The 25690-nt window shown below is 61.4% G+C and carries 20 protein-coding genes and 2 tRNA genes; 9 read left to right on the plus strand and 13 right to left on the minus strand.

Annotation, left to right across the window (positions count from 1 at the left end; translation table 11 throughout):
• Positions 1–225: an AlpA family phage regulatory protein gene (locus NHH73_25115; protein ID USX25819.1), complete on the plus strand. Its 225-nt coding sequence runs from the start codon at positions 1–3 to the stop codon at positions 223–225.
• 76 nt (positions 226–301) lie between these two features.
• Here NHH73_25115 and NHH73_25120 read toward each other — a convergent pair.
• A tRNA-Ser gene (locus tag NHH73_25120) sits at positions 302–391 on the minus strand.
• Between the two features lie 303 nt (positions 392–694).
• Between NHH73_25120 and NHH73_25125 the strand changes: the two genes are divergently transcribed.
• Entirely contained in the window at positions 695–2743 is a 2049-nt protein-coding gene (locus tag NHH73_25125; protein USX25820.1) for an ATP-binding protein, read from the plus strand.
• Positions 2744–2791: 48 nt separating this feature from the next.
• Here NHH73_25125 and acs read toward each other — a convergent pair whose 3' ends face one another.
• A complete protein-coding gene (acs, locus tag NHH73_25130; protein USX25821.1) occupies positions 2792–4780 on the minus strand; it encodes an acetate--CoA ligase in 1989 nt (662 codons plus the stop codon).
• Positions 4781–5022: 242 nt separating this feature from the next.
• On the opposite strand from acs, the gene NHH73_25135 reads away from it, so the two are divergent.
• From NHH73_25135 to NHH73_25160, 6 genes are all read left to right on the plus strand, one after another.
• A complete protein-coding gene (locus tag NHH73_25135) occupies positions 5023–5622 on the plus strand; it encodes a TIGR00645 family protein (protein USX25822.1) in 600 nt (199 codons plus the stop codon).
• A gap of 35 nt (positions 5623–5657) precedes the next feature.
• On the plus strand, positions 5658–7187 hold the full coding sequence (locus NHH73_25140; GenBank protein ID USX25823.1) for a fumarate hydratase: 1530 nt from the start codon (positions 5658–5660) through the stop codon (positions 7185–7187).
• A complete protein-coding gene (gene murI / locus NHH73_25145) occupies positions 7187–8059 on the plus strand; it encodes a glutamate racemase (GenBank protein USX25824.1) in 873 nt (290 codons plus the stop codon). Before NHH73_25140 ends, murI begins: the two co-directional genes overlap by 1 nt.
• 114 nt (positions 8060–8173) lie before the next feature.
• A tRNA-His gene (locus NHH73_25150) sits at positions 8174–8249 on the plus strand.
• A 261-nt stretch (positions 8250–8510) separates the two neighbouring features.
• Complete coding sequence (locus NHH73_25155; protein USX25825.1) at positions 8511–9944, plus strand: Atrophin-1 multi-domain protein; 1434 nt, start codon at positions 8511–8513, stop codon at positions 9942–9944.
• A gap of 233 nt (positions 9945–10177) precedes the next feature.
• Positions 10178–10627 (plus strand): hypothetical protein, encoded by a 450-nt coding sequence (locus NHH73_25160; protein USX25826.1) that lies wholly within the window; start codon positions 10178–10180, stop codon positions 10625–10627.
• 369 nt (positions 10628–10996) lie between these two features.
• Here NHH73_25160 and NHH73_25165 read toward each other — a convergent pair whose 3' ends face one another.
• The 6 genes from NHH73_25165 to NHH73_25190 all read right to left on the minus strand — a co-directional run bounded on the left by NHH73_25165 (position 10997) and on the right by NHH73_25190 (position 16159).
• The gene (locus NHH73_25165) at positions 10997–11404 is read right to left on the minus strand and encodes a hypothetical protein (GenBank protein USX25827.1); all 408 of its coding nucleotides are present in this window, start codon (positions 11402–11404) and stop codon (positions 10997–10999) included.
• Positions 11405–11548: 144 nt separating this feature from the next.
• The gene (locus NHH73_25170; protein ID USX25828.1) at positions 11549–11896 is read right to left on the minus strand and encodes an energy transducer TonB; all 348 of its coding nucleotides are present in this window, start codon (positions 11894–11896) and stop codon (positions 11549–11551) included.
• Positions 11897–11965: 69 nt separating this feature from the next.
• The gene (locus NHH73_25175) at positions 11966–12301 is read right to left on the minus strand and encodes an energy transducer TonB (GenBank protein USX25829.1); all 336 of its coding nucleotides are present in this window, start codon (positions 12299–12301) and stop codon (positions 11966–11968) included.
• A 95-nt stretch (positions 12302–12396) separates the two neighbouring features.
• Entirely contained in the window at positions 12397–14142 is a 1746-nt protein-coding gene (locus NHH73_25180) for a methyl-accepting chemotaxis protein (protein USX25830.1), read from the minus strand.
• A gap of 336 nt (positions 14143–14478) precedes the next feature.
• Complete coding sequence (gene dusA, locus NHH73_25185) at positions 14479–15513, minus strand: tRNA dihydrouridine(20/20a) synthase DusA (GenBank protein USX25831.1); 1035 nt, start codon at positions 15511–15513, stop codon at positions 14479–14481.
• Between the two features lie 34 nt (positions 15514–15547).
• Positions 15548–16159 (minus strand): XRE family transcriptional regulator, encoded by a 612-nt coding sequence (locus NHH73_25190; GenBank protein ID USX25832.1) that lies wholly within the window; start codon positions 16157–16159, stop codon positions 15548–15550.
• 51 nt (positions 16160–16210) lie between these two features.
• On the opposite strand from NHH73_25190, the gene NHH73_25195 reads away from it, so the two are divergent.
• Complete coding sequence (locus tag NHH73_25195; GenBank protein ID USX29704.1) at positions 16211–16675, plus strand: GNAT family N-acetyltransferase; 465 nt, start codon at positions 16211–16213, stop codon at positions 16673–16675.
• A 138-nt stretch (positions 16676–16813) separates the two neighbouring features.
• Here the strand turns inward: NHH73_25195 and NHH73_25200 are convergent, their stop codons facing one another.
• The 5 genes from NHH73_25200 to infB all read right to left on the minus strand — a co-directional run bounded on the left by NHH73_25200 (position 16814) and on the right by infB (position 25650).
• Positions 16814–19054, minus strand: coding sequence for a DUF3141 domain-containing protein (locus NHH73_25200; GenBank protein USX25833.1), 2241 nt, complete (start codon positions 19052–19054; stop codon positions 16814–16816).
• 142 nt (positions 19055–19196) lie between these two features.
• Positions 19197–21029, minus strand: a complete 1833-nt coding sequence (gene typA, locus NHH73_25205) for a translational GTPase TypA (GenBank protein USX25834.1) — start codon at positions 21027–21029, stop codon at positions 19197–19199.
• Between the two features lie 288 nt (positions 21030–21317).
• A complete protein-coding gene (gene truB / locus NHH73_25210; protein USX25835.1) occupies positions 21318–22241 on the minus strand; it encodes a tRNA pseudouridine(55) synthase TruB in 924 nt (307 codons plus the stop codon).
• 18 nt (positions 22242–22259) lie between these two features.
• A complete protein-coding gene (gene rbfA / locus NHH73_25215) occupies positions 22260–22682 on the minus strand; it encodes a 30S ribosome-binding factor RbfA (GenBank protein ID USX25836.1) in 423 nt (140 codons plus the stop codon).
• A 97-nt stretch (positions 22683–22779) separates the two neighbouring features.
• On the minus strand, positions 22780–25650 hold the full coding sequence (infB, locus tag NHH73_25220) for a translation initiation factor IF-2 (protein ID USX25837.1): 2871 nt from the start codon (positions 25648–25650) through the stop codon (positions 22780–22782).
• Positions 25651–25690: the final 40 nt, after the last annotated feature.

Genomic DNA, 25690 nt, shown 5'->3' on the forward strand with positions numbered 1-25690 from the left:
ATGAACATGAGCGAAATGAAAGTCTTCATCCGCCTGCCGGCCGTCATGGCCGCTGTCGGCCTGAAGCGCACGGCGATCTACCAGGCGATCAAGGCGGGCACGTTTCCGGCGCCGATCCGTATCGGCCCGCAGGCGGTGGCCTGGGATTCTGGCGCGATCGCCAAGTGGCAGGCGGACCGGATCGCGGCATCCTGCATGCAGAATGAGCAAAAAAGCAAGAAATAGCGATGTGGGTACAGATGGGGGTAGGAAAGGTCCAGACGAAAAAAAGCCCTTAAAATCAAGGGCTTTTTTGTATTCTTGGCGGAGAGAGGGGGATTCGAACCCCCGATAGGTTTGACCCTATACACGCTTTCCAGGCGTGCGACTTCAACCGCTCATCCACCTCTCCTGCATTCCTTCCCCTCTCGGAGAAGCCGCGAATTATAGCAAACATTCCCCATACCACCAACTTTATTTCCCCGCCCACATGCAACCCACCGGGTCAATTCCTACGCTACAATAACCCGCGTCCCCCACGCAGCCGCAAAGCGGCCCGCTAAACCCGTGGTGGCGACCCGATTTCCCTCCGCCTGGCCCCCGACCGCGCCCCGGCAAAAGCACCACAGCCCCAAACACAACAGCACCAGTACAACACCCAAAAACCGTCCACGAGACCACGCCGGACAGCAAAAAAGCCACACCAAAAGACACTATGACGACTTCGCTTTCTTTCATGGACAACGGTGGCGAAATGGGCGCCCGCATGCGCAGCCACGATTGGTCGACGTCAGCGCTGGGCGATCCCCACACCTGGCCGCAATCGCTGCGCTCGGTCGTATCCGCCTGCCTGAACTCGCCCATCCTCGGCGCCATCCTGTGGGGGCCTGACATGTGCATGCTCTACAACGACGCCTATATCCCTTCGCTGGCCGACCGCCATCCCGCCGCACTCGGCAAACCCGTGGCCGCGGTGTGGGACAGCGTCTGGGACGAAGTCGCGCCGCAATTCGACCAGGCCATGGCAACCGGCATCGGCTTCTCCAGCACCAATGTCGAGCTGATGATCCTGCGTAACGGCAAGATGGAACAAACCACCTGGAACTTTTCAGCCGCGCCCATCACCGGCGAGGACGGCACCATCGCCGGCCTGTTCAACCAGGGCATCGAGATCACCGAGCAGGTGCGCAAGGACGAGGCGATCCACCGCGCCCAGCAGACGCTGGAACGCACCGTCGATGAAACCACGCGCGACCGCAACCGCCTGTGGGAGCTGTCCGCCGATATCATGCTGCGTTGCGGCTTCGACGGCCAGATCAAGACCGCCAATCCGGCATGGAAAGACGTACTGGGCTGGGACGAGGCCGATCTGGTCGGCGTGAGCCTGCTGAAACTGATCCACCCCGACGATATCGACCGCACCATCGCCGGCGCCCAGTTCCTGGCCGACGGCGGCTACCATACCCGCTTCGATAACCGCTATCGCCACAAGGATGGCAGCTACCGCTGGATCTCGTGGTCCACCCAGCCCGACGCCGATAGCATCTATGCCGTCGGCCGCGATTTCACGTCGGAGCGCGAGAGCGCCGAGGCATTGCGCTCGGCCGAGGATGCCCTGCGCCAGGCCCAGAAGATGGAGGCGGTGGGACAACTCACCGGCGGACTGGCCCATGACTTCAACAACTTGTTGGCCGGTATCACCGGTAGCCTGGAAATGCTGGAGTTGCGCGCCAGCCAGGGCCGCTTCGGCGATATCGCCCGCTATATCGATGTCGCCAGCGACGCGGCCAAGCGCGCGGCGTCGCTGACCCATCGCTTGCTGGCCTTCTCGCGCCAGCAGACCCTCGACCCGAAGCCGACCGACGTTAACCGCCTGGTGCGGGGCATGGAGGATTTGCTGCGCCGTACCGTCGGCCCGGCCGTGGCGATCGAGGTCATTGGCGCGACGAACTTGTGGACCGCCCTGGTCGATGCATCCCAGCTGGAAAATTCGCTGCTGAACCTGTGCATCAACGCGCGCGATGCGATGCCGGACGGTGGCCATATCCGTATCGCGACGGCCAACCAGCGTCTGAACCAGCGGGCCGCCGCCGCCCAGCAAATGCCCGAGGGCGAGTATCTGTCGCTGAGCGTCACCGACTCCGGCACCGGGATTCCGCCCGAGGTGATGAGCCGGGTGTTCGAGCCCTTCTTCACCACCAAGCAGCCCGGCGAAGGCACCGGACTGGGCTTGTCGATGGTGTACGGCTTCGCCAAGCAGTCCGGCGGCCTGGTGCGCATCTATTCGGAGGTGGGACGCGGTACGACCGTGTGCATCTATCTGCCACGCCATCATGGCGTGGCAGAGCCGGCGCCGGTGCCGACCTTGCCGTCGCTACCGGTTCACCATGCCACGCACGAGACCGTGCTGGTGGTCGATGACGAGCCGAGCGTGCGCTTGCTGATCGTCGATATCCTGGAGGACATGGGCTACAAGGTGGTCGAGGCGGCCGATAGCGCGAGCGGCCTGGCCGTGCTGCAGTCCGACGTGCATATCGATTTGCTGATCAGCGATGTGGGCTTGCCCGGCGGGATGAACGGACGCCAGATGGCGGAGGCCGGCCGCGTGAACCGGCCCGCCATGCGCGTGCTGTTTTTGACCGGCTATGCGCAAACGGCCGTGTTCGGCGGCGGCCAGCTCGACGAGGGCATCGAGGTGATGACCAAGCCGTTTAATATCGATGCGCTGTCCGAACGCGTGGACCGGATGCTGGCACCACGCTGAACCCGCGGCGCGGCCGGACTGGCCGACGCGCACCGCCGTTTCAATCGATCAGGACGATTCCTTGAGCTGCTCGAGGATGGCCGGATTTTCCAGGGTGGAGACGTCCTGCGTGATCGTCTCGCCCTTGGCCAGCACACGCAGCAGGCGCCGCATGATCTTGCCCGAGCGCGTCTTCGGCAGGTTGTCACCGAAGCGGATTTCCTTCGGCTTGGCGATCGGGCCGATTTCCTTGGCCACCCAGTTGCGCAGCTCCAGCGCCAGTTTCTTGGCTTCGTCGCCGGTCGGACGCGCTTGCTTGAGCACGACAAAGGCGCAGATCGATTCGCCGGTGGTGTCGTCCGGCTTGCCGACCACCGCCGCTTCCGCCACCAGCGGGTTGGCCACCAGCGCCGATTCGATTTCCATCGTGCCCATGCGGTGACCCGAGACGTTGAGCACGTCGTCGATGCGGCCGGTGATGGTGAAGTAGCCGGTGTCCTTGTTGCGGATGGCGCCGTCGCCGGCCAGATACATCTTGCCGCCCAGCTCTTCCGGGAAGTAGCTGGTCTTGAAGCGCTCTGGATTGTTCCAGATGGTGCGGATCATCGACGGCCACGGACGCTTGACCACCAGGATGCCGCCCTGCCCGTTCGGCACGTCGACACCGGCTTCATCGACGATGGCGGTCATGATGCCCGGCAGCGGCAAGGTGCACGAGCCCGGCACCATCGGGGTGGCGCCCGGCAGCGGCGTGATCATGTGGCCGCCCGTTTCCGTTTGCCAGAAGGTGTCGACGATCGGGCATTTTTCGCCGCCCACTTGCGTGTAGTACCACATCCACGCTTCCGGATTGATCGGCTCGCCCACGGTGCCCAGCAGGCGCAGCGACGTCAGGTCGTAGTTTTTCGGATGCACTTTCGGATCGACGTCCGACGCTTTGATCAGCGAGCGGATCGCCGTCGGCGCCGTGTAGAAGATGCTGACCTTGTGCTTGGCGATGGTATCCCAGAAGCGCCCGGCGTTCGGGAACGTCGGGATGCCTTCGAACACCACTTGCGTGGCGCCGACCGCCGTCGGGCCGTAGGCGATGTAGCTGTGGCCGGTCACCCAGCCGATGTCGGCGGTGCACCAGTAGACGTCGCTCGGCTTGATGTCGAAGCTCCATTTCATCGTCAGCGCTGCCCACAGCAGGTAGCCGCCGCTCGAGTGCTGCACGCCTTTCGGGGTGCCGGTGGAGCCGGACGTGTAGAGGATGAACAGCGGATGCTCGGCGTCGACCCATTCCGGTTCGCATTCGGCCGGCTGGTTGGCGACCAGTTCGTGCAGCCAGGTGTCGCGCCCTTGCGTGAAGTCGATGGTGCCGCCCGTGCGGCGGTAGACGATGACGTCCTTGATGGTGTCGCAGCCGCCCAGCGCCAGCGCTTCGTCGACGATGGCTTTCAACGGCAAGTGCTTGCCGCCGCGCAGTTGCTCGTCGGCGGTGATGACGGCCACCGCGCCGGCGTCGATGATGCGCTCCTGCAGCGATTTGGCCGAGAAGCCGCCGAACACGACCGAGTGCGTGGCGCCGATGCGGGCACACGCTTGCATCGCGGCCACGCCTTCGACCGACATCGACATGTAGATAATGACGCGGTCACCCTTCTTGATGCCGCGCGATTTGAGGCCGTTGGCGAATTTGCAGACTTTTTCATGCAACTCGCGGTAGCTGACGTTGGTCGACATGCCGTCGTCCGCCTCGAAGATGATGGCGGTCTTGTCGGCGTTGCCATTCTCAAGATTGCGGTCGAGGCAGTTGTACGAGACATTCAGGTGACCGTCCTCGAACCATTTGTAGAACGGGGCGTTGTCTTCGTTGAGGGTTTTGGTGAACGGCTTTTGCCAGACCAGGTGTTCTTTCGCCAGGCGCGACCAGAAGCCTTCGTAATCGGCTTCCGCTTCGGCGCACAGGGCGTTGTAGGCTTCCATGCCGGCGATGGTGGCTTGGGCCGTGAACGCCGCCGGTGGATTAAAGATGCGGGATTCCTGTGGGCCTTGCTGCGTGGTTGTGCTGCTCATACGTGTCTCCATTGTTGTAGTGTTTTGCACCAACATAAACTTTGTCGCTTACTGAGCCCTTACAGACTGCTAGCCGCCCCGGTCGCTGTGTAACCGATGCTGCGCTGTTCAATTTTACCAATATTTCCACGGCACTACGCTTCGGCGTTGCGCCGCAACACGGCGGTGCGATTGCTGAGCAGCACGTGTAAAATGTCGGCAACCTTTATCTAGTCTGCCTCATTTTCAGGAGCTCCGCTTTAATGACCGATCCTAAACCCAAGCTGCGTCCCCTGCCAGCGTTTATCTTCATGTCGCGCTGGCTGCAGTTGCCGCTGTATCTGGGCCTGATCCTGGCGCAGTGCGTGTACGTATTTCACTTCTGGGTCGAGCTGAAGGATCTGATCGGCGCGGCCATGGGCAACGAGGCGGCGCTGCAGCACATCTTCCAGGCCGTGGCCGTGCCCAACAGCGGCTCCATGCCGACCAAACTCAATGAAACCACCATCATGCTGGTGGTGCTGGGCCTGATCGACGTGGTCATGATTTCCAATCTGCTGGTCATGGTCATCATCGGCGGCTACGAGACCTTCGTCTCCCGCATGAACCTGGAGAGCCATCCCGACCAGCCAGAATGGCTGTCGCACGTCAACGCCTCGGTGCTGAAAACCAAGCTGGCCATGGCCATCATCGGCATCTCGTCGATCCACCTGTTGAAGACCTTCATCAACGCTGCTTCCTACGACGCCAAGGTGCTGATCGCGCAAACCGTGATCCATATCGCTTTCCTGGTGTCGGCGCTGGCGATCGCCTACACCGACCGCCTCACCACAATGACGCACCAAGATTCCAAATCTCACTAGTCCACCAAGTATCACCCTTCCCTCGCGAGAACATCATGACCATCATAAAGCAAGAAGACCTGATCGAATCCGTTGCCGCCGCGCTCCAGTACATCAGCTATTACCATCCCGCCGATTACATCGAGCACCTGGCGCGCGCCTACGAGCACGAGCAGAGCCCGGCGGCCAAGGACGCGATCGCGCAGATCCTGACGAACTCGCGCATGTGCGCGGAAGGCAAGCGTCCGATCTGCCAGGACACCGGCATCGTCAACGTCTTCCTGAAAATCGGCATGGGCGTGCGCTTCGAGGGCTTCAGCGGCACCGTGACCGACGCCGTCAACGAGGGCGTGCGCCGCGCGTACAACTTCGACGACAACAAACTGCGCGCCTCGATCGTCGCCGACCCGCATTTCGACCGCAAGAACACCAAGGACAATACGCCAGCCGTGGTCCATATGGAACTGGTCGAAGGGAATACAGTCGACGTCAAGGTCGCGGCCAAGGGCGGCGGCTCGGAGAACAAATCCAAGATGATCATGATGAATCCGTCCGATTCGCTGATCGACTGGGTCATGAAGACCGTGCCGACCATGGGCGCCGGCTGGTGCCCGCCGGGCATGCTTGGCATCGGCATCGGCGGCACCGCCGAGAAGGCCATGCTGATGGCCAAGGAAGTGCTGATGGAAGACATCGACATGTTCGAACTGAAGCAGCGCGGCCCGCAGAACAAGCTGGAAGAGCTGCGCATCGAACTGTGCGACAAGATCAACTCGCTGGGCATCGGCGCGCAGGGCCTGGGCGGCCTGACGACCGTGCTCGACGTGAAAATCATGATGCACCCGACCCACGCGGCCTCCAAGCCCGTGGCGATGATCCCGAACTGCGCGGCCACCCGTCACGGCCACTTCGTGCTGGACGGCTCCGGTCCTGCCTACATGACGCCGCCTCCGCTGTCGACCTGGCCGGACGTCTCGTGGGCGCCGGACACCGAAAAATCGAAGCGCGTCGACCTCAACACCCTGACCAAGGAAGAAGTCGCCTCGTGGAAGCCGGGCCAGACCCTGCTGCTGAACGGCAAAATGCTGACCGGCCGCGACGCCGCCCACAAGCGCATCCAGGACATGCTGGCCAAGGGCGAGCCATTGCCGGTCGACTTCAAGAACCGCGTGATCTACTACGTCGGCCCGGTCGATCCGGTGCGTGACGAAGTCGTCGGCCCAGCCGGCCCGACCACCGCCACCCGCATGGACAAGTTCACCGACATGATGCTCGAGCAAACCGGCCTGATCGCCATGATCGGCAAGGCCGAGCGCGGCCCGGTCGCCATCGAATCGATCAAGAAGCACCAGTCGGCCTACCTGATGGCGGTTGGCGGTTCGGCCTACCTGGTCTCCAAGGCGATCAAGGGCGCCAAGGTGCTGGGCTTTGCCGACATGGGCATGGAAGCGATCTACGAGTTCGACGTGGTCGACATGCCGGTGACGGTGGCCGTCGACGCGGCCGGCACCTCGGTGCACAACACCGGCCCGGCGGAGTGGAAAGCCAAGATCGAGCAGTTGAACATCCCGGTCGTCACTGCCTGATGACCAGCACCCGCCCGCATCCGGCCGGAAGTCTGGCCAACGCTTTGGCCGACTCTTCGGCTGAAGCGCCCATCGGCGTTTTCGATTCCGGCGTGGGCGGGCTGTCGGTGCTGCGCCATATACGCGCGCAGCTGCCGCACGAACACCTGATGTACTTCGCCGATTCCGGCCACGCGCCGTATGGCGACAAGACCGAACAGTTTGTCGTCGACCGCGCGCTGGCCGTGACGGATTTCCTGCTGGAGCACTGCGCCAAGGCGCTGGTGGTGGCCTGCAACACCGCCACCGTGGCCGCCATCAAGGCAGTACGCGCGCGCTATCCGGAGTTGCCGGTGGTGGGCGTGGAACCGGGCCTCAAGCCGGCCGTCAGCGCCACGCGCAACGGCAAGGTCGGCGTGCTGGCGACGGCGCGCACGCTAAAGGGTGAAAAGTTCCTGCAACTGCGCGAGCAGATTTCCGCCGCCAGCAATACGGAGTTTCTGCTGCAACCGGCCGTCGGGCTGGTCGACCTGATCGAACAGGGCGATCTGGAGACGCCGGCCATCGGCGCGATGCTGGAGCGCTATGTCGCCCCGCTGCTGGACCAGGGAGCTGATACGCTGGTGCTCGGCTGCACACACTATCCGTTCATCAAGACCGGCATCGAACGCGTGCTGCGCGATCACGCCCGCACCGATGTGACCTTGATCGATACCGGCGACGCGGTGGCGCGTCAGCTGGTGCGCCTGCTGGAGGCGGCCGGTCTGCTGCGCGTGCCCGCCGCAGGGGAACCCACGCTGCGCGGCTACACAACGGCCGACGTCAGCGCCCTGGCGCCGGCCTTCGACAAGCTGCTGGGCCTGCGTCCGCCTGTCGAGAAAGTTGATGTCTGAGCAAAACTTCATCTTTCGCGGGAAACTTCGCATTTAGATTTGCAGGATTCAAATCAGGCTTGTATAATTCGGCACCTGTTCAGCGAATCGCTGGATAGTTGAAGTAAGACAGTGGTGGCTGTAGCTCAGTTGGTAGAGTCCAGGATTGTGATTCCTGTTGTCGTGGGTTCGAGCCCCATCAGCCACCCCAAAATCTTCCTTAATAATCAACCGCCTACATGGCGGTTTTTTATTGTCCAAAACAAATCCCAACGGTTTTCAATTTCTTAACGCCGCTCCGCACCGACGCCCTCAGCGCTCCGGAACGGCAAACGTCGCTTCGTGTCCTCATCCCCCGCGCGCGCGAGTGAACGACGAAAAACAGGCAACATTGTGACAATTGAATAGATTTCAAAAATGATAAGAATGGTAGAGTTTTTGGGGGCTTCTCCCCAATTAACGTGGAATCAAAATGAAAAAACCGATTGCTTCAGCAATAGCCGTTCTCCTTGCCTTTAACTCGCATGCTCAAACGAGCGTTACATTTGGCACGTTTGAAAAACCGTTCACTGCAGACTCCCCTTGGAACATCCGTCCGGTAGATCCTGTGCTCATCCCGGCCGAACTGCCTGCTGCATGCGGGCCGAAAATTGAGCCGACCAGCGAGCTCGGCCCTCCAGTGTTTTTGTCGAAGCCAGGCGATCCCGAAGTAATCGTGTATCCGCCTATCGGTAACACAAACCCGCAGGCTAACCAGCTACAAGATCTCGACGGTCCAATTCCTTTTACGTCCGTCAAGGTCAAGCATTTCCCCGCCGATGTGCAACCTGCGTATGGCGGTGACGGCCATGCGGATATCGTCGACCACGAGACCGGCGTGATCCACAGCTTTTATGGCCTGAAGAAGACTAATGGAGTCTGGCGAGCGATAGCATACGCATGGACGACAATCAACGGTCGTGGATGGGGCGATCCATCACACATCTATCAGGGTGCCCGGGCGGTTGGGGTTCCTCCTATGGCTGGGATCATTCGCAAACATGAGATCGACGATGGAGAGGAGATCTACCAGCACGCGCTTGCGCTCTCGCTCGACATGAAGGGACTCAGCCCGAACCCGGCCTACGTTTACCCCGCAACACATGCAGACAAGGATTCCAACGTAAAGCACACCGGCAAAGTCCCGGAAGGCGCGCTGCTCATGCTGCCAAGCGATTACGAGATTCAAGTTGTCAACCCAAAACTTAAGAAAGTGGTTGAGACCTTGAAAACCTTCGGTGCACGCGTAGTCGACGAAAACGGCTGCGTTCCGTACTGGATCTATGTCGAGACCGGCGCAGCGTTCAGCCTCTACACGGGCGCGGACGCCGCTGAGGTCTCGCGAATAACCGCCGAGTTGGATCGCATTCGCCAAAATCTAAAAATAGCCACCACCTCCAGCTACATCGACGGAAATGGACAGCCAACGAGCGGTGAACTGGGCGACAAGGTGAACTTGCTGTCGATGCGCGGTGTTTGGGCCGCTACGCAAGGCGGTCCTGCGGCGCCCTATAACGGACAAACAGGAAGAGTTGAATTTCCAGCTATCCCGTCGAGTGTCGAACAGGCAAACGGCTCGGGCCAAATGGTTAGCGGAGGACCAGTCGAGAACAACCGGCCCGGGCTAACATGGGCGCGTCCAGAAGTCGGGGCGACCTACCGGTTTACCGTTCAGGCTACTGGCGACTCCACGATGCACTTTGCAATGATGGACGGCCCTACAGGCAAGCCGGTTCAGATGACGAAATCACTGAAAAATGGCGAATCAGCTACGCTACTCTGGCGCGCGGGCACATATCTTGGCGCGTGGGCTTTCAACCCCGCAAACAAGGCCGGTTCCGTTCGTGCGACGATGATCAAAGAGTAATACTTGTATTGAGGGGAGAGGTGGTGCGCACCGCCCCCCCTTTTGCATGTTTTAGTTCCTCGGCTGTTCAAGCGCGCGGTTATGAGGAGGCCATCCCTCACTGTTAGAATATTTTCGCAAGCCATTGCCCGATGGCACTAGATTGACGCTACAATAAGGCTGCCTTTCGGCACCGATCAGCGTCCACATCGCTCCCCGAATTACGTCATCCACGTCTCATCTACCGCGCAGCCATGTCTGAACCAAAATCACTCTCAGAAGTTAGTACCTATAGCAAAGACACGCCCGTTGGCCGTCCGGATATCGACGGCCGCGCCGGCGTGTTCGTCCCATCGGAAATGTTCGACCCCGGCAACAACGCGGCCATCCGCAGCGGTTCGGGCATTGTCGGCTTCGGCAACCCGGACGGCTCGCTGACCGTCTACTTCGAATCCAACCGCTTCGAGGACAGCAGCCTGCACAAATGGGAAAACAAGGCGCGCAAAGCCTACGACCGCATGGTCATGGGCGCGCCCACCGTGTCCAAAGCCAAGATCGACGCCAAGATGCTCGATCTGGTCGGCCTGATCGACGGCATGGGCATTCACCTGAAGACGCCCGACAGTCTGCAGCGCTGGCTCGAAGCCTCCAACGCCGCAGACACCGCCCCTGCCGGCCCGGTGGTACTGTGGAAAATTAAATAAAGTGTTGACGAAAAGATAGAGACGGCGTGTTGTCCTACACGACCTCGGACATTATGCTGATGTTCTTAATGTGGCCTTAAGACTATTCTGGAGACATCAACAACCCTCACCCACCTCCGGGAGTCTGTCATGGCACGCTATCTCCATTTCGCATACGGCGCATTACTGCTCAGTCTTGCTTGCGCTTCGACCTATGTGTTGGTAGAGGGTAATGCGCTGGGCCAGGCATCGGTTTACGTGCTGCGCTAACGTCGTGATATGCCGGCGCCTAGGCGCGGCATAGATTCCCGGACGAATGTAAAAATCCCGCCAGGCCTTACGAGGCATGGCGGGATTTTTTATGTCCGCAGCTAGGTCAGCGACCGGCCATCACCGGCGATAACCGCCACGACCCCAGCCACCGCGTCCCCAGCCGCCACGATGGCCGCCCGAGAAGCGGCTAAACGAGAAGTCCAGGCCGATGGAGACCGGCGGGTAGTAATACGACGGGGCCGGCTGGTAATACACAGGCGCGGGCGCGTAATAGACCGGCGGCGCGACCACATACGTGGTGCTGCTCACCGGTTCGGCGTAGACCACGCGCGAGCTCGGCGCCGGCAACTCCTCGGTCGTGTAGACGGTCGTCGGCGCGCTGCCAGGAGCGCGGTTCGACGGCGTCACGGAGACGGTGCGCCACTGGTAGGGATCCTGTACCTGGGCGGTGGTGTAATACGGCTGCTGCACTGCGCACCCGGTCAGCGCAACCATCGCGCCGATAACGGCAAAGATAATCTTCATGGCAATCTCCTTGTTCCAGAATCGTACTATATAAGGAAGTTTAGCGCGTTCGCAGCCAGATTACAGCTTGTTACACGTAATAGTACAGGCGAAAAAAAAGGAGCCGAATGCGGCTCCTTCTGGTATTGCCCTGCGGGACTATGCTTAGTCCAGTTTCCAGGCGTAGTCGACCTTGGTCCAGGTCTCGGCCGGCGCGCCGTCCTTGGTGCCCGGCTTGAATTTGCAGGCGCTCAGGGCCTTGATGGCGGCCTTGTCCAGGTTCTTAAAGCCGCTCGTCTTGTCCAGCTTGGAATCGGACACCGAGCCGTCAGCCTTGACCAGGAAGGACATTGATACCGTGCCCTGCTCTTCATTCATCAACGACGCTTTCGGATATTCCGCTTTGCAGTTCTTGGCATCGAAACTGGCCGGCACTTCGGCGGCGAACGCCGCTGGAACGCTCGACACGAGCACTGCTGCAACCACACTCAACCAACGCTTATTTGTAGACATCTGATTTCCCCTAGTATATGGATTCGGCAATCGGCCACGCCACCCCGGCATGGCCACTTGAGACAGGTGTTACAGCTTCCAGCTATAGTCGACCTTGGTCCAGGTCTGTGCTACCGCGCCGTCCTTGGTGCCCGGCTTGAACTTGCAACCACTCAGCGCTTTGAGCGCCGCTTTGTCGAGGTTCTTGAAACCGCTCGATTTTTCCAGCTTCGACTCGACGACGTTGCCGTCGGCGCCAACCAGGAACGCCATCTTGACGTCGCCCTGCTCTTCATTCATCAGCGATGCCTTCGGGTATTCGGCTTTGCAGTTCTTGGCGTCGACCGAGGCCGGCACTTCGGCGGCGATGGTGACGGCGGAGACGGCGGACAGAACGACGGCGGCGATGATCGAAAACTTGTTCATTTGTATTTCCCAACAATTATTTTTAGACACTGATTAGATAGACGCCAAGGCCCGCACACGTGTCGCAAAGGGCGACAGCAGGCCGAGGCAAGCTTTTAAAACTCTTCCCACTCGTCGGCGGCGCTGCTGCTCGGGCCGTTGACGACTTTCTTCGGTTTGGCGATCGCTGCGGCCGGCTTGGACGGCAATTTCTTCACAGGAGCGCGGGCGGCGGTGATCGGCTTGACCACTGCCTTCGGGGCTGGCGTAAATACCGGAGCGGCAACGCGCTCCTCGCCTTCCACCAGCTTGAAGATGCTGACCACCCGGGACAACTCGGAGGCCTGGTCTTGCAAGCTTTGTGCTGCGGCGGCGGACTCTTCCACCAGCGCGGCATTTTGCTGGGTCATGCTGTCCATCTCGATGATGGACAGGTTGACCTGTTCGATACCAGCACTTTGTTCCTGGCTGGCGTTGGCGATCTCGCTCATGATGTCGGTCACGCGGCGCACCGAGGCGACCACTTCATCCATGGTCACGCCGGCCTGGCCGACCAGCTTGGTGCCGGCGCCGACCTTCTCGACCGAGTCGTCGATCAGCATCTTGATTTCCTTGGCGGCGCCAGCGGAGCGCTGGGCCAGGTTGCGCACTTCCGACGCCACCACGGCGAAGCCGCGGCCCTGTTCGCCGGCACGGGCCGCCTCGACGGCGGCGTTCAGCGCCAGGATGTTGGTCTGGAAGGCGATACCGTCGATCACACCGATGATGTCGACGATCTTCTTGGCCGATGCGTCGATCGAGCTCATGGTGTTGACCACTTCCGACACCACTTTGCCGCCCTTGATCGCCACGTCCGACGCCACCGACGCCAGCTGGTTGGCTTCCCGGGCGTTGTCGGCGTTCTGTTTCACGGTCGAGGTCAACTCTTCCATCGCCGAGGCGGTTTTTTCCAGCGAGCTCGCTTGCATTTCGGTACGGGCCGACAGGTCGATATTGCCGGCGGCGATCTCGCGCGAGGCGGTGCCGATGGTTTCGGTGCCCGAACGGACCTGGCCGACGATGTCCACCAGGCTGTTGCGCATTTCTTTCATTTCGAACAGCAGGCTGTCCTTGTCGTTGCCGGTGGTGTCGATGGACACGGCCAGGTCGCCGTTGGCGATGCTGCTGGCGATCGAGGCGGTGTAGTCCGGCTCGCCACCCAGCTGCTTGAGCAGGCCACGGGTGATCATCAGTGCGGCGACGATCGAGATACCGACCGCGAGCAGGCCCATGATGATCATGAAGTTGCGGCCGCTGGAGAAGCCGTTGGCGGCGTCGACCTGCATCTGGGCGTTCAGTTTGTCTTCCAGCGTGGCCAGTTGATCGAGCGCGGCCATCCATTTTTTCTGGGCCGGACGGATTTCCTTGATCAGGACGCGGGTCGCGCCTTCGGCATTGCTTGCCAACCACAGCTCGGTCGCCTTGGCGATCGCCGGCATGGCCAGGCCTTCCTGTTCCTTGATGGTGGCCAGCAGGGCCTTCTCTTCAGGGGTGGCTTCGATGGCGAATTGCGCGCCCAGCTTGTTCTGTGCTTCGGTGTATTTGCCGGCCAGTTCCTTGACGCGGTTCAGTTCCGGTTCCATGTCGGCCGGGTCGGTCATCAGGGTCAGCACGCGCAGCGAGCTGATACGGTCGTTGACGTTGGTGCGCATGTCCAGCACCAGGCGCGAGACGACGTTGTTGACGCTGATGACGTGGTCCAGGCGATCCTGGATCTGCGCCATGCGGAAGATGCCGACCGTGGTCACGGCGATCAGGAACACCAGTACCAGGGCGAATCCGAGGCCCAGGCGCGTTCCGACTTTCATTTTTGCTAAATTCATTTCGTCTTCTTCTTAAGTGACACTGTTGATAAGAATTTGCCCTGGACTGACTCGTTGCTACGAGAACACTATCCGCACGCTCATTGCCGTAAATCAATAAAACATGACATTAGCAAACAATGACTGCGAATGCAAAATTAAGCGCTACACAGAGGCTTGGGTGTAGTTTTTGCGCCGCAATATGCGATGAATGGTGTTGGAAATGTGTGGTGTTTGATGAATTATAGATGCAAATTTTTCCTCAAAGCAAGAAAAAAATGCCACTATTTTACGCATGACGAATTTCTGCGTGGAAATACCAACAGATTGGTAAAATCAATGCCAGATAGGCAAGACTTAAGCGGCGGTACGCAGCCGGGCGGCCGCTTCGAGGAGGAGATTGGCGTCGCCGGCGGCGAGCTTTTTTGAATCGGACAACACTTGGCGGAACTGGCGGGCGCCAGGCAGGCCGGTCATCAGGCCCAGCATGTGGCGGGTGATGCTGTTGAGCTTGAGGCCCTTCTCGCCCAGTGCCAGCTGGGCACGGATGTAGGGAATCATCGCCTCGATCACCTGCTCGCGCGACTTGACGACGGCGTTGGCGTCGCCATAGTAGCGCTGGTCGAACGTGGCCATCACAAACGGGTTGTGATACGCCTCGCGGCCAAGCATGACGCCGTCCAGATGTTGCAGGTGCTCGTCAATCTCGGCCTCGGTCTTGATGCCGCCGTTGATGATGATTTCGAAGTCGGGAAAATCGCGCTTGAGGCGGTAGGCGTAATCGTATTTCAGCGGCGGCACCTCGCGGTTTTCCTTCGGCGACAAGCCCTTGAGGATGGCGTTGCGGGCGTGGACGATGAAGGTTTTGCAGCCGGCGTCGGCAACGGTGCCGACGAAATCGCGGACGAAATCGTAGCTTTCGGTCTGGTCGATGCCGATCCGGTGCTTGACGGTGACGTCGATGCTGACGGCGTCGCGCATGGCCTTGACGCAGTCGGCCACCAGTTGCGGCTCGGCCATCAGGCAGGCGCCGAAAGCGCCCTTCTGCACGCGCTCGGACGGGCAACCGCAGTTCAGGTTGATCTCGTCGTAGCCCCATTTTTCGCCCAGTTTGGCGCTGGTGGCCAGGTCGGTCGGGTCGCTGCCGCCCAGTTGCAGCGCGACCGGGTGCTCTTCGTCGTTGAAGCGCAGGTGGCGCTCGACGTCGCCGTAGACCAGCGCGCCGGTGGTGACCATCTCCGTGTACAACCACGTGTGGCGGCTGATGTGGCGGTGGAACACGCGGCAGTGGCGATCGGTCCAGTCCATCATCGGCGCGACCGACAGGCGGCGGCTCGGCTTGATGCCAGGCGCTGCGGCTGTATCGGTGGTTGGCTGGTCGATGATGGTCATGGCGGTTGCTACGGGATACGTATGAGGGTCGTCATTATATCGCCAAACCCCGCAGCGGGCCATCGGACCGCTCCGCTGGAGCGAACGGCAAGGTAACCAGACCGACCAGGTAGCGCGCCGGGGCGCTGGCGGGATTGGCGTAGACAATCTGCTGATCTTCGCGCATCGCCACGCAATCGCCGGCTTCCAGACGCCACTGTTGGTCGCCGCACGAGATATCCATGACGCCTTCGAGCATCCACATCTGATGGTGGATGTCGGACGCCCGCGCCATGCGCTCATAGACAACGCGCTGGCCGGGCGGGAACACCACCTCGACCAGTTGCAGCGGCGAACGCGCCGCCGGCGACAAGTGCCGCCGCACGTAGCCGGAGGCCGGGTCGGTCCATACCTGCTGATCAGCCGCGCGGCGCAGCGGCGACGGCGCGGCAGAGCTTTCGTCGGCTTCGAACAGCGAGGCCAACGTCACGCCGAGCGCGCCGGCCAGCTTGTCGAGCACGGTGGCGGTGGCGCTGCTCTCGCCTCTTTCGATCAACGAAATGTTGGAACGACTGACGCCGCTCAGTTCCGCCAAAGCCGTCAACGACAATTGGCGCGCTTCGCGCAAGGCCAGCACGCGGCCTGCAATTAATTTGTTTATATCCATGCCATCCATTATACTGGATTTACCGTCCAACAAAATGACCGATCATCCATGATGCATATTGCCTTTGAAACCCCGAACCAGCCTGAAGTCATTTCCCTGATCGCCGATCTCGATGCGTATCAGCTGTCGCTTTATCCGCCGGAGCTCGTCTATGCGCTGGATTTGCCGTCGTTGATGGCGCCGCATGTGAAATTTGCCGTGGCGCGCGAAGGCGATGCCGCCGGCAAGATCGTCGGTTGCTGCGCGATCGTACTGTCGCCGGAGTTTGGCGAGATCAAGCGGTTGTATGTGGACCCCGCCGGGCGCGGCAAAGGCACTGGGCGGGGCTTGCTGAGCTTGCTGGAAGCGGCGGCGGTGGAAGCCGGTTGCGCGCAGATGGTGCTGGAGACCGGGCCGTCGCAGCCGGAGGCGATGGGGCTGTATGAGCGGCATGGGTTCCAGCGCTGCGGTGCGTTCGGCGATTATCCGGAGGACCCAATGAGTGTGTTCATGCGGAAGGACCTCGCAAATACGTAGGGCGGATTAGCGTAGCGTAATCCGCCAATGTGTGCGTCGCGGGGGCGCATGCATTGGCGGATTACGGCGTTCCGCCTAATCCGCCCTACGTGTCTCTTCGTGTCTCATCGGGCTGCGTTCATCGGCGCCGCCCTCCCCTCACGCTTCCTTTTTCTTCTTGCGCACCACCGCCAGCTTCGGCGCATGCGGACCGAACATCTCGGCCACGCGCTCGAGCCGCACCGCGCCGTCGCCGACCAGGGTACCGGTCGCGCCCGCCACCTGCCGCACGATGCCCAGAGCCGCCGCGCGTGCTTCCGGCTCCTCCGGCAACAGCAGCGGCAGGTCGCGCATCGCCGCCTCTTCATCGACCTGCAACATCAGATACTGGTCGCGCACGATGGTCTTGAACTGCGTCACGCTCAACTCCTCGTCGTCCGAGGTGCGCAAGCGCAGCTGGCGTATCGTCGCAAACGCGCGCTCGTCGGCGGCGCTCATCTCCGGACTGCGATAGATGTAGAGCAAGCCGCGGATAATCGCCTCCGTCACCCCGCCCTCGGCGGTCTTGGTAGCGGCCGCCGCGCGGAACGCGTTCAACGCCGCCTCGTGCGCCAAATCGCGGCCGATGCGACGCGGCGCGCCGGCGTCGGATCGCAAGCCCACCAGCGCCTGCAACACCGGCGAGCCGTACACGCTGAGGAAGAACTTCTCCGTCGCCTCGTCGCGGGCATCGCGATAGGCATCCAGCGTGGCGACAATCTGCTTCGACATGTGCTCCTGCATCTGCAGGAAGACGTTGCTCTTATCGACCGGACGGCGCTGCGCGCGTACCTTCTCGGCCAGCGCCGGGATGCCGTCGAGCAGCTTGTTTTTGCTGGAGAACGCGGTATAGCGCAAGCGCAGCGGGTGCGATTCGCGCAGCCGTTCGGCGCTCTCTTCCGTCACCATGCTTTTAACGATCGGGCTGACGAACTGGCGGTACAGGCCCTGGTTGATTTCCGACACCCGCGCCACGGTCGCGAAACGGCGCTCGTCCTCGGCGTCGTTGCCGCCGAGCGCGCGCAGCGTATCCAGGCCGCGCCGCTCGAAACGCATGACGAAGTCGCCGCCCATCATGTCGCCTGCGGCGATCTCGGCCTGCAGCATTTCCTCGTCCTTGTCGAGGAACACCGCCTCGTACAAGCCGGGCGGCATGATGTCGATCATATCCATCGCGGCCGTGAATTCCTCGTGCTCCTTGTTGGCCACGGAGGCCGAAACGAAGATGCCCAGGTGACCTATGCTCTGGTGCATCGTGTAGATGATGGTCTGTCCGCCGGCGACCAGCGCATCGTCGTCCTCGTACAAATCCAGCACCCAGCCGAGCGCTTGCTGCGGCGGCGTGATGTCGTCGCCCCACGAGCAGAACACCACGATCGGCGACTTGATGTTGCGCAGGTCGATGCGGTGGCCTTCGCTGTCGAGCAGCTCGGCCGCGCTCAGCTTGTTGCCGACGAATAGCGAGTCGGCGATGTATTGCATTTCGCCGGCGTTGAGCAGCACCGGGTTGCCCCACCAGCGTTCGAATTCCAGGAAGCGCGCCGCCTCGGTGTCGATCTTCGAATACACGTTGTAGTTCTTGCCCCACATCGTGTTCGCCGGGTTCATTTTCTCGAAATTCTCGACCAGCTGCGCGCCGTCGAAAATGCCGTTGCCCAGGTCGCCCGCCAGCGACGTCGTCCACGTCCCGCCGAGCGCGCCGCCCAGGTAGCGCATCGGGTTCTTTCCGCGCACGCCGGCCCAATACGACAGCGGCGCCCCGGCCAGCACCAGCGGACCGACCAGGTCCGGCTGCAGCGCGGCCGTCATCATGATTTGCCAACCGGCCTGGCAATTGCCGATCAGCGCAGGCTTGCCGTCGGCCTGCGGATGCAGTTCGGCCACATGGGCGATGAATTTCGCCTCGGCCCGGCAGACGTCTTCGATGGTCTGGCCCGGCACCGGCTTGGGCAGGAAGCCGACGAAGTAGCACGGATGGCCGGCCTTGAGCACGACGCCGATCTCGCTATCCTGTTTCATGCCGGCGATGCCTGGCCCGTGGCCGGCGCGCGGATCGAACACGATGAATGGACGCTTGGTGGGGTCGGGGGTCACGCCGTCCGGCGGAGCGATGTAGCACAGGCCGTAGTTGACCGGGCGCGCGAGGTCGCGGCCGTCCATGATGACTTTGAAGGCAAAACTGAGCACGTGCGGCGCGGTCTCTTCGGTACGCAGGTTGCGCTCGTCGCCGCGCTGGCGCAGCACATCCATGAACAACACGCTGCGCTGGCAGGCATCGACCCAATAGTCGGTCGCCTGCTGCGCGAGGGAGAAAGGATTGGTCGGCCAACCGGACCACGGATTCAACTTTTCGTCACTCACCTTGATGCTCCTCAATACTGATTTATGCTGCCATGCGTCAAATTACTCCAGCACTGGTAAAAAGGCAATTGAATCCGTTGCCGCAAAAAAAAACCCCGGCGCTCCGTGGAGGTCGGGGTTTTTTATCGTGCGGCGAAACCGATCAGGATTCGCGCGATGCTTTTTTACGCTCGTGCTCTTTCAGGAAGCGCTTGCGCAGACGGATCGATTTCGGGGTGATTTCCACCAGTTCGTCATCGTCGATGAATTCAACCGCGTATTCCAGCGACATTTGAACCGGCGGCACCAGGCGCACCGCTTCGTCGGTACCCGACGAACGCACGTTGGTCAGCTGCTTGCCCTTGATCGGGTTGACGACCAGATCGTTGTCGCGCGAGTGGATACCGATGATCATGCCTTCGTACACCGGGTCGTTGTGGACCACGAACATACGGCCGCGATCCTGCAGTTTCCAGATCGCGTAGGCCACGGCGGCGCCGTCGTCCTGCGAGATCAGCACGCCGTTGCGACGGCCGCCCAGTTCGCCCTTGGTGTTGTCGACCGGAGCGTACGCGTCGAACACGTGGCTCATCAAGCCGGTACCACGGGTCAGGGTCATGAACTCGCCCTGGAAGCCGATCAGGCCGCGCGCAGGAATACGGTATTCCAGACGCACACGGCCTTTGCCGTCCGATTCCATGTTTTGCAGGTCGCCACGACGACGGCCCAGTTCTTCCATGACGCCGCCCTGGTTGGCTTCTTCAACGTCGACCGACAGTTGCTCGAACGGCTCATGGCGCACGCCATCGACCATTTTGAACACTACGCGTGGACGCGACACGGCCATCTCGAAACCTTCGCGACGCATGTTTTCGATCAGGATGGTCAGGTGCAGCTCGCCGCGACCCGATACTTCGAAGATCGTGTCGTCGTCGGTTGGTGCAACGCGCAGCGCGACGTTGGCTTTCAGTTCCTTGTCCAGACGGTCGCGCAGCTGGCGCGAGGTCACGAACTTGCCTTCGCGGCCGGCCAGTGGCGAGTTGTTGACCATGAAGTTCATGGTCAGCGTCGGCTCGTCGACGGTCAGCATCGGCAGCGGTTCCGGGGTGTCCAGCGCGCACAGCGTCGAACCGATACCGATTTCATCGATACCGTTGATCAGGCAGATGTCGCCGGCGACGGCTTCGTCGACCAGCACGCGCTCCAGGCCCTTGAAGTTCAGCACCTGGTTGATGCGGCCCTTGATCGGGGTGGCGCCTGGGCCGTTGATGACCAGGACGTCCTGGCCGACCTTGACGGTACCGCGGTTGACGCGGCCAATGCCGATCTTGCCGACGTAGGACGAGTAGTCCAGCGACGTGATTTGCATCTGCAGCGGGCCTTCCGGATTGTCGTCGCGCACTGGAACGTGTTCCAGGATGGCGTCGAACAGCGGCTTCATGTCGCCCGAGCGGACATCTTCGGTCAGGCCGGCGTAGCCGTTCAGGCCCGACGCGTAGACGATAGGGAAGTCCAGCTGCTCATCGTTCGCGCCCAGTTTGTCGAACAGTTCGAAGGTCTGGTTGATCGCCCACTCAGGACGTGCGCCCGGACGGTCGACCTTGTTGACGACGACGATAGGCTTCAGGCCCAGCGCCAGTGCCTTGCGGGTCACGAAGCGGGTCTGTGGCATCGGGCCTTCCTGCGCATCGATCAGCAGCAGAACGGAGTCGACCATCGACAGAACACGTTCCACTTCGCCGCCGAAGTCGGCGTGGCCTGGGGTGTCGACGATGTTGATGTGGGTGCCTTCGTACTCAACCGCGCAGTTCTTCGACAGAATCGTAATGCCGCGTTCCTTTTCGAGGTCGTTCGAGTCCATGATGCGAGTATCGACCGCTTGGTTTTCACGGAAGGTGCCGGACTGGCGCAGCAGCTGATCCACGAGGGTGGTTTTGCCGTGGTCAACGTGGGCGATAATGGCGATGTTGCGAATTGCGCGTTTTGTAGTAGACATGGTCGTTATATTTGCTGAAAAACTGCGGGTGCGTACAAACTGTACGGGGGGTATTCCGGGATGTTCGTGGGCTACAACTGCTTAGCCAATTTCTGGAACCGCGTAGTATAGCATGGTGCGTTGCAACTCCTTAAAAAAATCGAGTATTTTCAAAGAGTTGCTTTCCAAACCCGCCGGGGTCAAGTCTGTCATTCGGACACAAGCCCGGCAGTAAAGCCCCTCTACGGTCAAGCCCGTGTCCGAATGACAGACTTGACCCCGAGGGTTTAAGAGTTGCTACAGGGTTGCCTATGGCGCGGTGAAAGCGATCAGGCGCTCGGGGGCGAGGATGCTGTATTCGCCTAGCATTGCCGTGCCGAGCAGCTTGTCGTCGAGGTAGACGCGCACCCTGCCCTGCTCCGCTGGCACACTTATCGGCTCCTTGCCCAACGCCAGGCGCTGGCCATTGAGGAAGCGCTTGGCCAGCTCGGCGTTCAGTTGCACGGCCGGGAAACTGGCCAGCAAGGCGTCGACCGGGGCCAGCAGGCTCAAAGGCTCGCCGTGCGCGGTCAGCGCTTCCAGCGTGATCATTTTCTCCATCGTCAACGGGCCCACCTGCGTGCGGCGCAGCGCGTTCAGATGCGCGCCGCAGCCGAGCGCTTCGCCGATGTCCTGGCCCAGCACGCGGATATACGTGCCCTTGCTGCACGTGACCGTCAACTTCAGCAGCGGCGCTTCATACGACACCAGCTCCAGCTTGTGGATGATGACATTGCGCGCCTCGCGCTCCAAGGTGATGCCGGCGCGCGCGTATTCGTACAGCGGCTTGCCGTCGCGCTTCAACGCCGAATACATCGGCGGCACTTGCGCGATCGGGCCGCGGAATTTTTCCAGCACCGCGTGGATCTGCTCCAACGTGACGTTGACGTCGCGCGTGTCGATCACTTCGCCTTCGGTGTCGCCGGTGTCGGTGGTCTGGCCTAGGTGCACCGTGGTGTCGTAGGTCTTGTCCGCTTCCAGCAAGTCTTGCGAGAACTTGGTCGCTTCGCCAAAACACAGCGGCAACAGGCCGGTGGCGAACGGGTCCAGCGTGCCGGTGTGGCCGGCCTTCTTGGCGTTGAGCACGCGCTTGGCTTTGATCAGTGCATCGTTGCTCGAGAAGCCAACCGGCTTGTCGAGCAGCAGCACGCCGTCGACCAGGTCGCGGACTTTTTTAGGATGATTTTGCTTCATGGATGGGGCCGAAAAGGCTTATTCGGCGCCGTCTTTTTTCTCGTCGGCCGGATTGGCCTGGTCGTCGTCCAGCGAACGCGTGGCGTTGGCCTGGTCGATCAGCAGCGACAATTCCATGCCGCGCGAGGTCGACGTGTCGTGCACGAAGTGCAACGCCGGCAGCGTATGGATGTGCAGACGCTTGCCCAGTTGGCCGCGCATGTAGCCGGCGGCGGCCGACAGGCCTTCGACGGTCTGCTTGACCTGCTCCGGGCTGTCCTTGAGCATCGTGAAGAAGATCTTCGCGTGCGCATAGTCCGGCGTGACCTGCACTTCGGTGATGGTGATCATGCCGACCCGTGGGTCTTTCAACTCGTAGGCGATGATTTCGGACAGATCGCGCTGGATCTGGTCCGCGACGCGCTGACCGCGCTGCGGGATGGTTTTACTGTGTTTTGCCATGATTCGGTACTGCTTTCCATAAACGGCAAGTGGACGGGAGCTGTTGCTTCCGTCCACTTTACCTAGTACTACTGTCTATTACTACTGTCCGTAACGATTACAGCGTACGGGCGATTTCCTGAACTTCGAACACTTCCAGGGTGTCGCCAACCTGGATGTCGTTGTAGTTCTTCAGCGACAGGCCGCACTCCAGACCGGCGCGCACTTCTTTGGCGTCGTCCTTGAAGCGTTTGAGCGAGTCGATCTCGCCGGTCCACACCACGATGTTGTTGCGCAGCAGGCGGACCGAGGAAGCGCGCTTGACCACGCCATCGGTGACCAGGCAACCGGCAACCGCGCCGACTTTCGAGACCAGGATGACCTGGCGAATCTCGACCTGGCCGATAACGGTTTCGCGCTTCTCTGGCGCCAGCATGCCCGACAACGCCGCTTTGATCTCGTCGATCGCATCGTAAATGATGTTGTAGTAGCGAATGTCCACGCCGTTCGACTCGGCCAGCTTGCGCGCCTGTGCATCGGCACGGGCGTTGAAGCCGATGATGACCGCTTTCGAGGCCACCGCCAGGTTGACGTCCGACTCCGTGATGCCACCGACCGCGGCGTGCACCACTTGTACGCGCACTTCCGAGGTCGACAACTTCTGCAACGAGCTGACCAGTGCTTCCTGCGAACCCTGCACGTCGGTCTTGATGATCATCGGCAGGTTTTTGACTTCGCCTTCGGCCATCTGGTCGAACATGTTTTCCAGCTTCGCGGCTTGCTGCTTGGCCAGTTTCACGTCGCGGAACTTACCTTGACGGAACAGACCGATCTCACGGGCTTTACGCTCGTCAGCCATGACCATGACTTCTTCACCGGCTTGCGGCACTTCCGTCAGACCCTGGATTTCGACCGGGATCGATGGACCTGCTTCGTTGATCGGCTTGCCGTTCTCGTCCAGCATCGCGCGAACGCGGCCATACGAGGAGCCCGCCAGAATCACGTCGCCGCGCTTCAGGGTACCGGACTGCACCAGGATCGTCGCGACCGGGCCCTTGCCCTTGTCCAGACGGCCTTCGACCACCAGGCCGCGCGCTGGCGCGTCGACCGGGGCTTTCAGTTCCAGCACCTCGGCCTGTAACAGAACCTGTTCCAGCAGGGCGTCGATACCGGCGCCGGTTTTTGCCGAGACCGGCACGAATGGCGATTCGCCACCGTATTCTTCCGGCACAACTTGTTCGGCGACCAGTTCCTGCGTCACACGGTCGACGTTGCCGCCCGGTTTGTCGATCTTGTTGATCGCCACCACCAGAGGCACGCCGGCCGCTTTCGCGTGGGCGATCGCTTCCTTCGTTTGCGGCATCACGCCGTCGTCCGCCGCCACCACCAGAATCACGATGTCGGTCGCTTTCGCGCCACGGGCACGCATTGCCGTAAAGGCTTCGTGACCCGGGGTATCCAGGAAGGTGATCATGCCGCGCGGGGTGTCCACGTGGTATGCACCGATGTGCTGGGTAATGCCGCCGGCTTCGCCCGACGCCACTTTGGCGCGGCGGATGTAATCCAGCAGCGAGGTTTTACCGTGGTCGACGTGACCCATGACGGTCACCACCGGTGCGCGCGAGACGGACTCGAAGTGAGCGTGCTCACCCTGGTCCGCCAGCAGCGCTTCCGGATCGTCCTGCTCGGCGGCGAAGGCTTTGTGGCCCATCTCCTCGACCAGAATCATCGCGGTTTCCTGATCCAGCACCTGGTTGATGGTGCACATCTGGCCCAGCTTCATCAGCTGCTTGATGACCTCGGATGCCTTGACGGACATCTTGTGCGCCAGTTCGGCCACGGTGATGGTTTCAGGGACGTACACGTCCTTGATGACCGCCTCGGTCGGGGCCTGGAAGTTGGTTTCGCGGTCGTCCGAGTGCGAGCCACGACGGCCGCCACTCTTGCCACCACTACGCCAGCCGTCACGGCCGCCGGTGCCGGTGTTGCCACGGCCCTTGTTGGCGGTGTTGCCCGGCGCGCCACGTTTCTTGGCGTCGTCCGACCAGGTCGACGAGACATTGGCCGATTTGATCGACTTCTTGTCGGCGGTGACCGGCTTCTTGTCGCCCGGCTTGTCGCCAGGCTTGGCGACGGCGCCAGTCGCAGGCTTGTGCAGGGTGCCTTCGGCAACCTTGGCCTTGACGGGAACCGGTGCCGGCTCAGGGGCTTTGATGGCGCGGCGTGGCGCGTTCATCATGGCCTTGATCTGGGCGACCTCATCCGCCACGGCCTTGCGGGCGCGGTCGGTGGCTTCGGCTTTTTCAGCAGCTTCCTTGGCGGCGGCGGCGGCCTTCTTCTTGGCCTCTTCCGCTGCGGCTTTTTTCTTCTCTTCGGCGGCTGCATCGACTGCCGGCGCTGGTGCGGCGGCGCCGGCGTTGGTCGCGGCGGCCGCTGCCTTGGCGGCGGCTTTCTTCGCTTCGGCGTCGGCTTCCTTCTTCGCTTCGGCTTCGGCGGCGGCCGTGGCTTTCGCCTGGGCTTCCTTCTCGGCGTCCAGCTTGGCGAGGCGGTCTTGCTTCTCGCGCAGCTCGGCTTCCTGGCGCGCGATCAGTTCGGCCTGCTTACGGGCGTCTTCTTCACGACGGGCCACCTCGGCAGCATCCACCACCGGCGCCACAGGGGCGGGGGCGGGAGCGGCGACCGGCTCGTCGCGCTGGACGAAGGTGCGTACCTTCTTCACAGCGACCTGAATCGTGCGGGCCTTGCCATTGGCGTCGGCCTGCTTGATTTCAGTGGTTTCTTTGCGCGTCAGCGTGATCTTCTTCTTTTCGGTATCAGCCGATGCGCCGTGGGTACGACGCAAGTGATCAAGCAGCTTATCCTTATCATCTTTCGACAATGGATCTGACGTCGAACTTTTTTCGACGCCGGCAGAACGCAGCTGCGTCAGCAGCAAATCTGCAGGCATCTTCAGTTCGGTGGCAAATTGGGCTACGTTGTTACTCGCCATTCAGTCCTCTTTTCTATGTGTCGCGGAGATGATAAAGATA

The sequence above is a fragment of the Oxalobacteraceae bacterium OTU3CINTB1 genome, assembly GCA_024123955.1.
Lineage (GTDB): Bacteria > Pseudomonadota > Gammaproteobacteria > Burkholderiales > Burkholderiaceae_D > Rugamonas.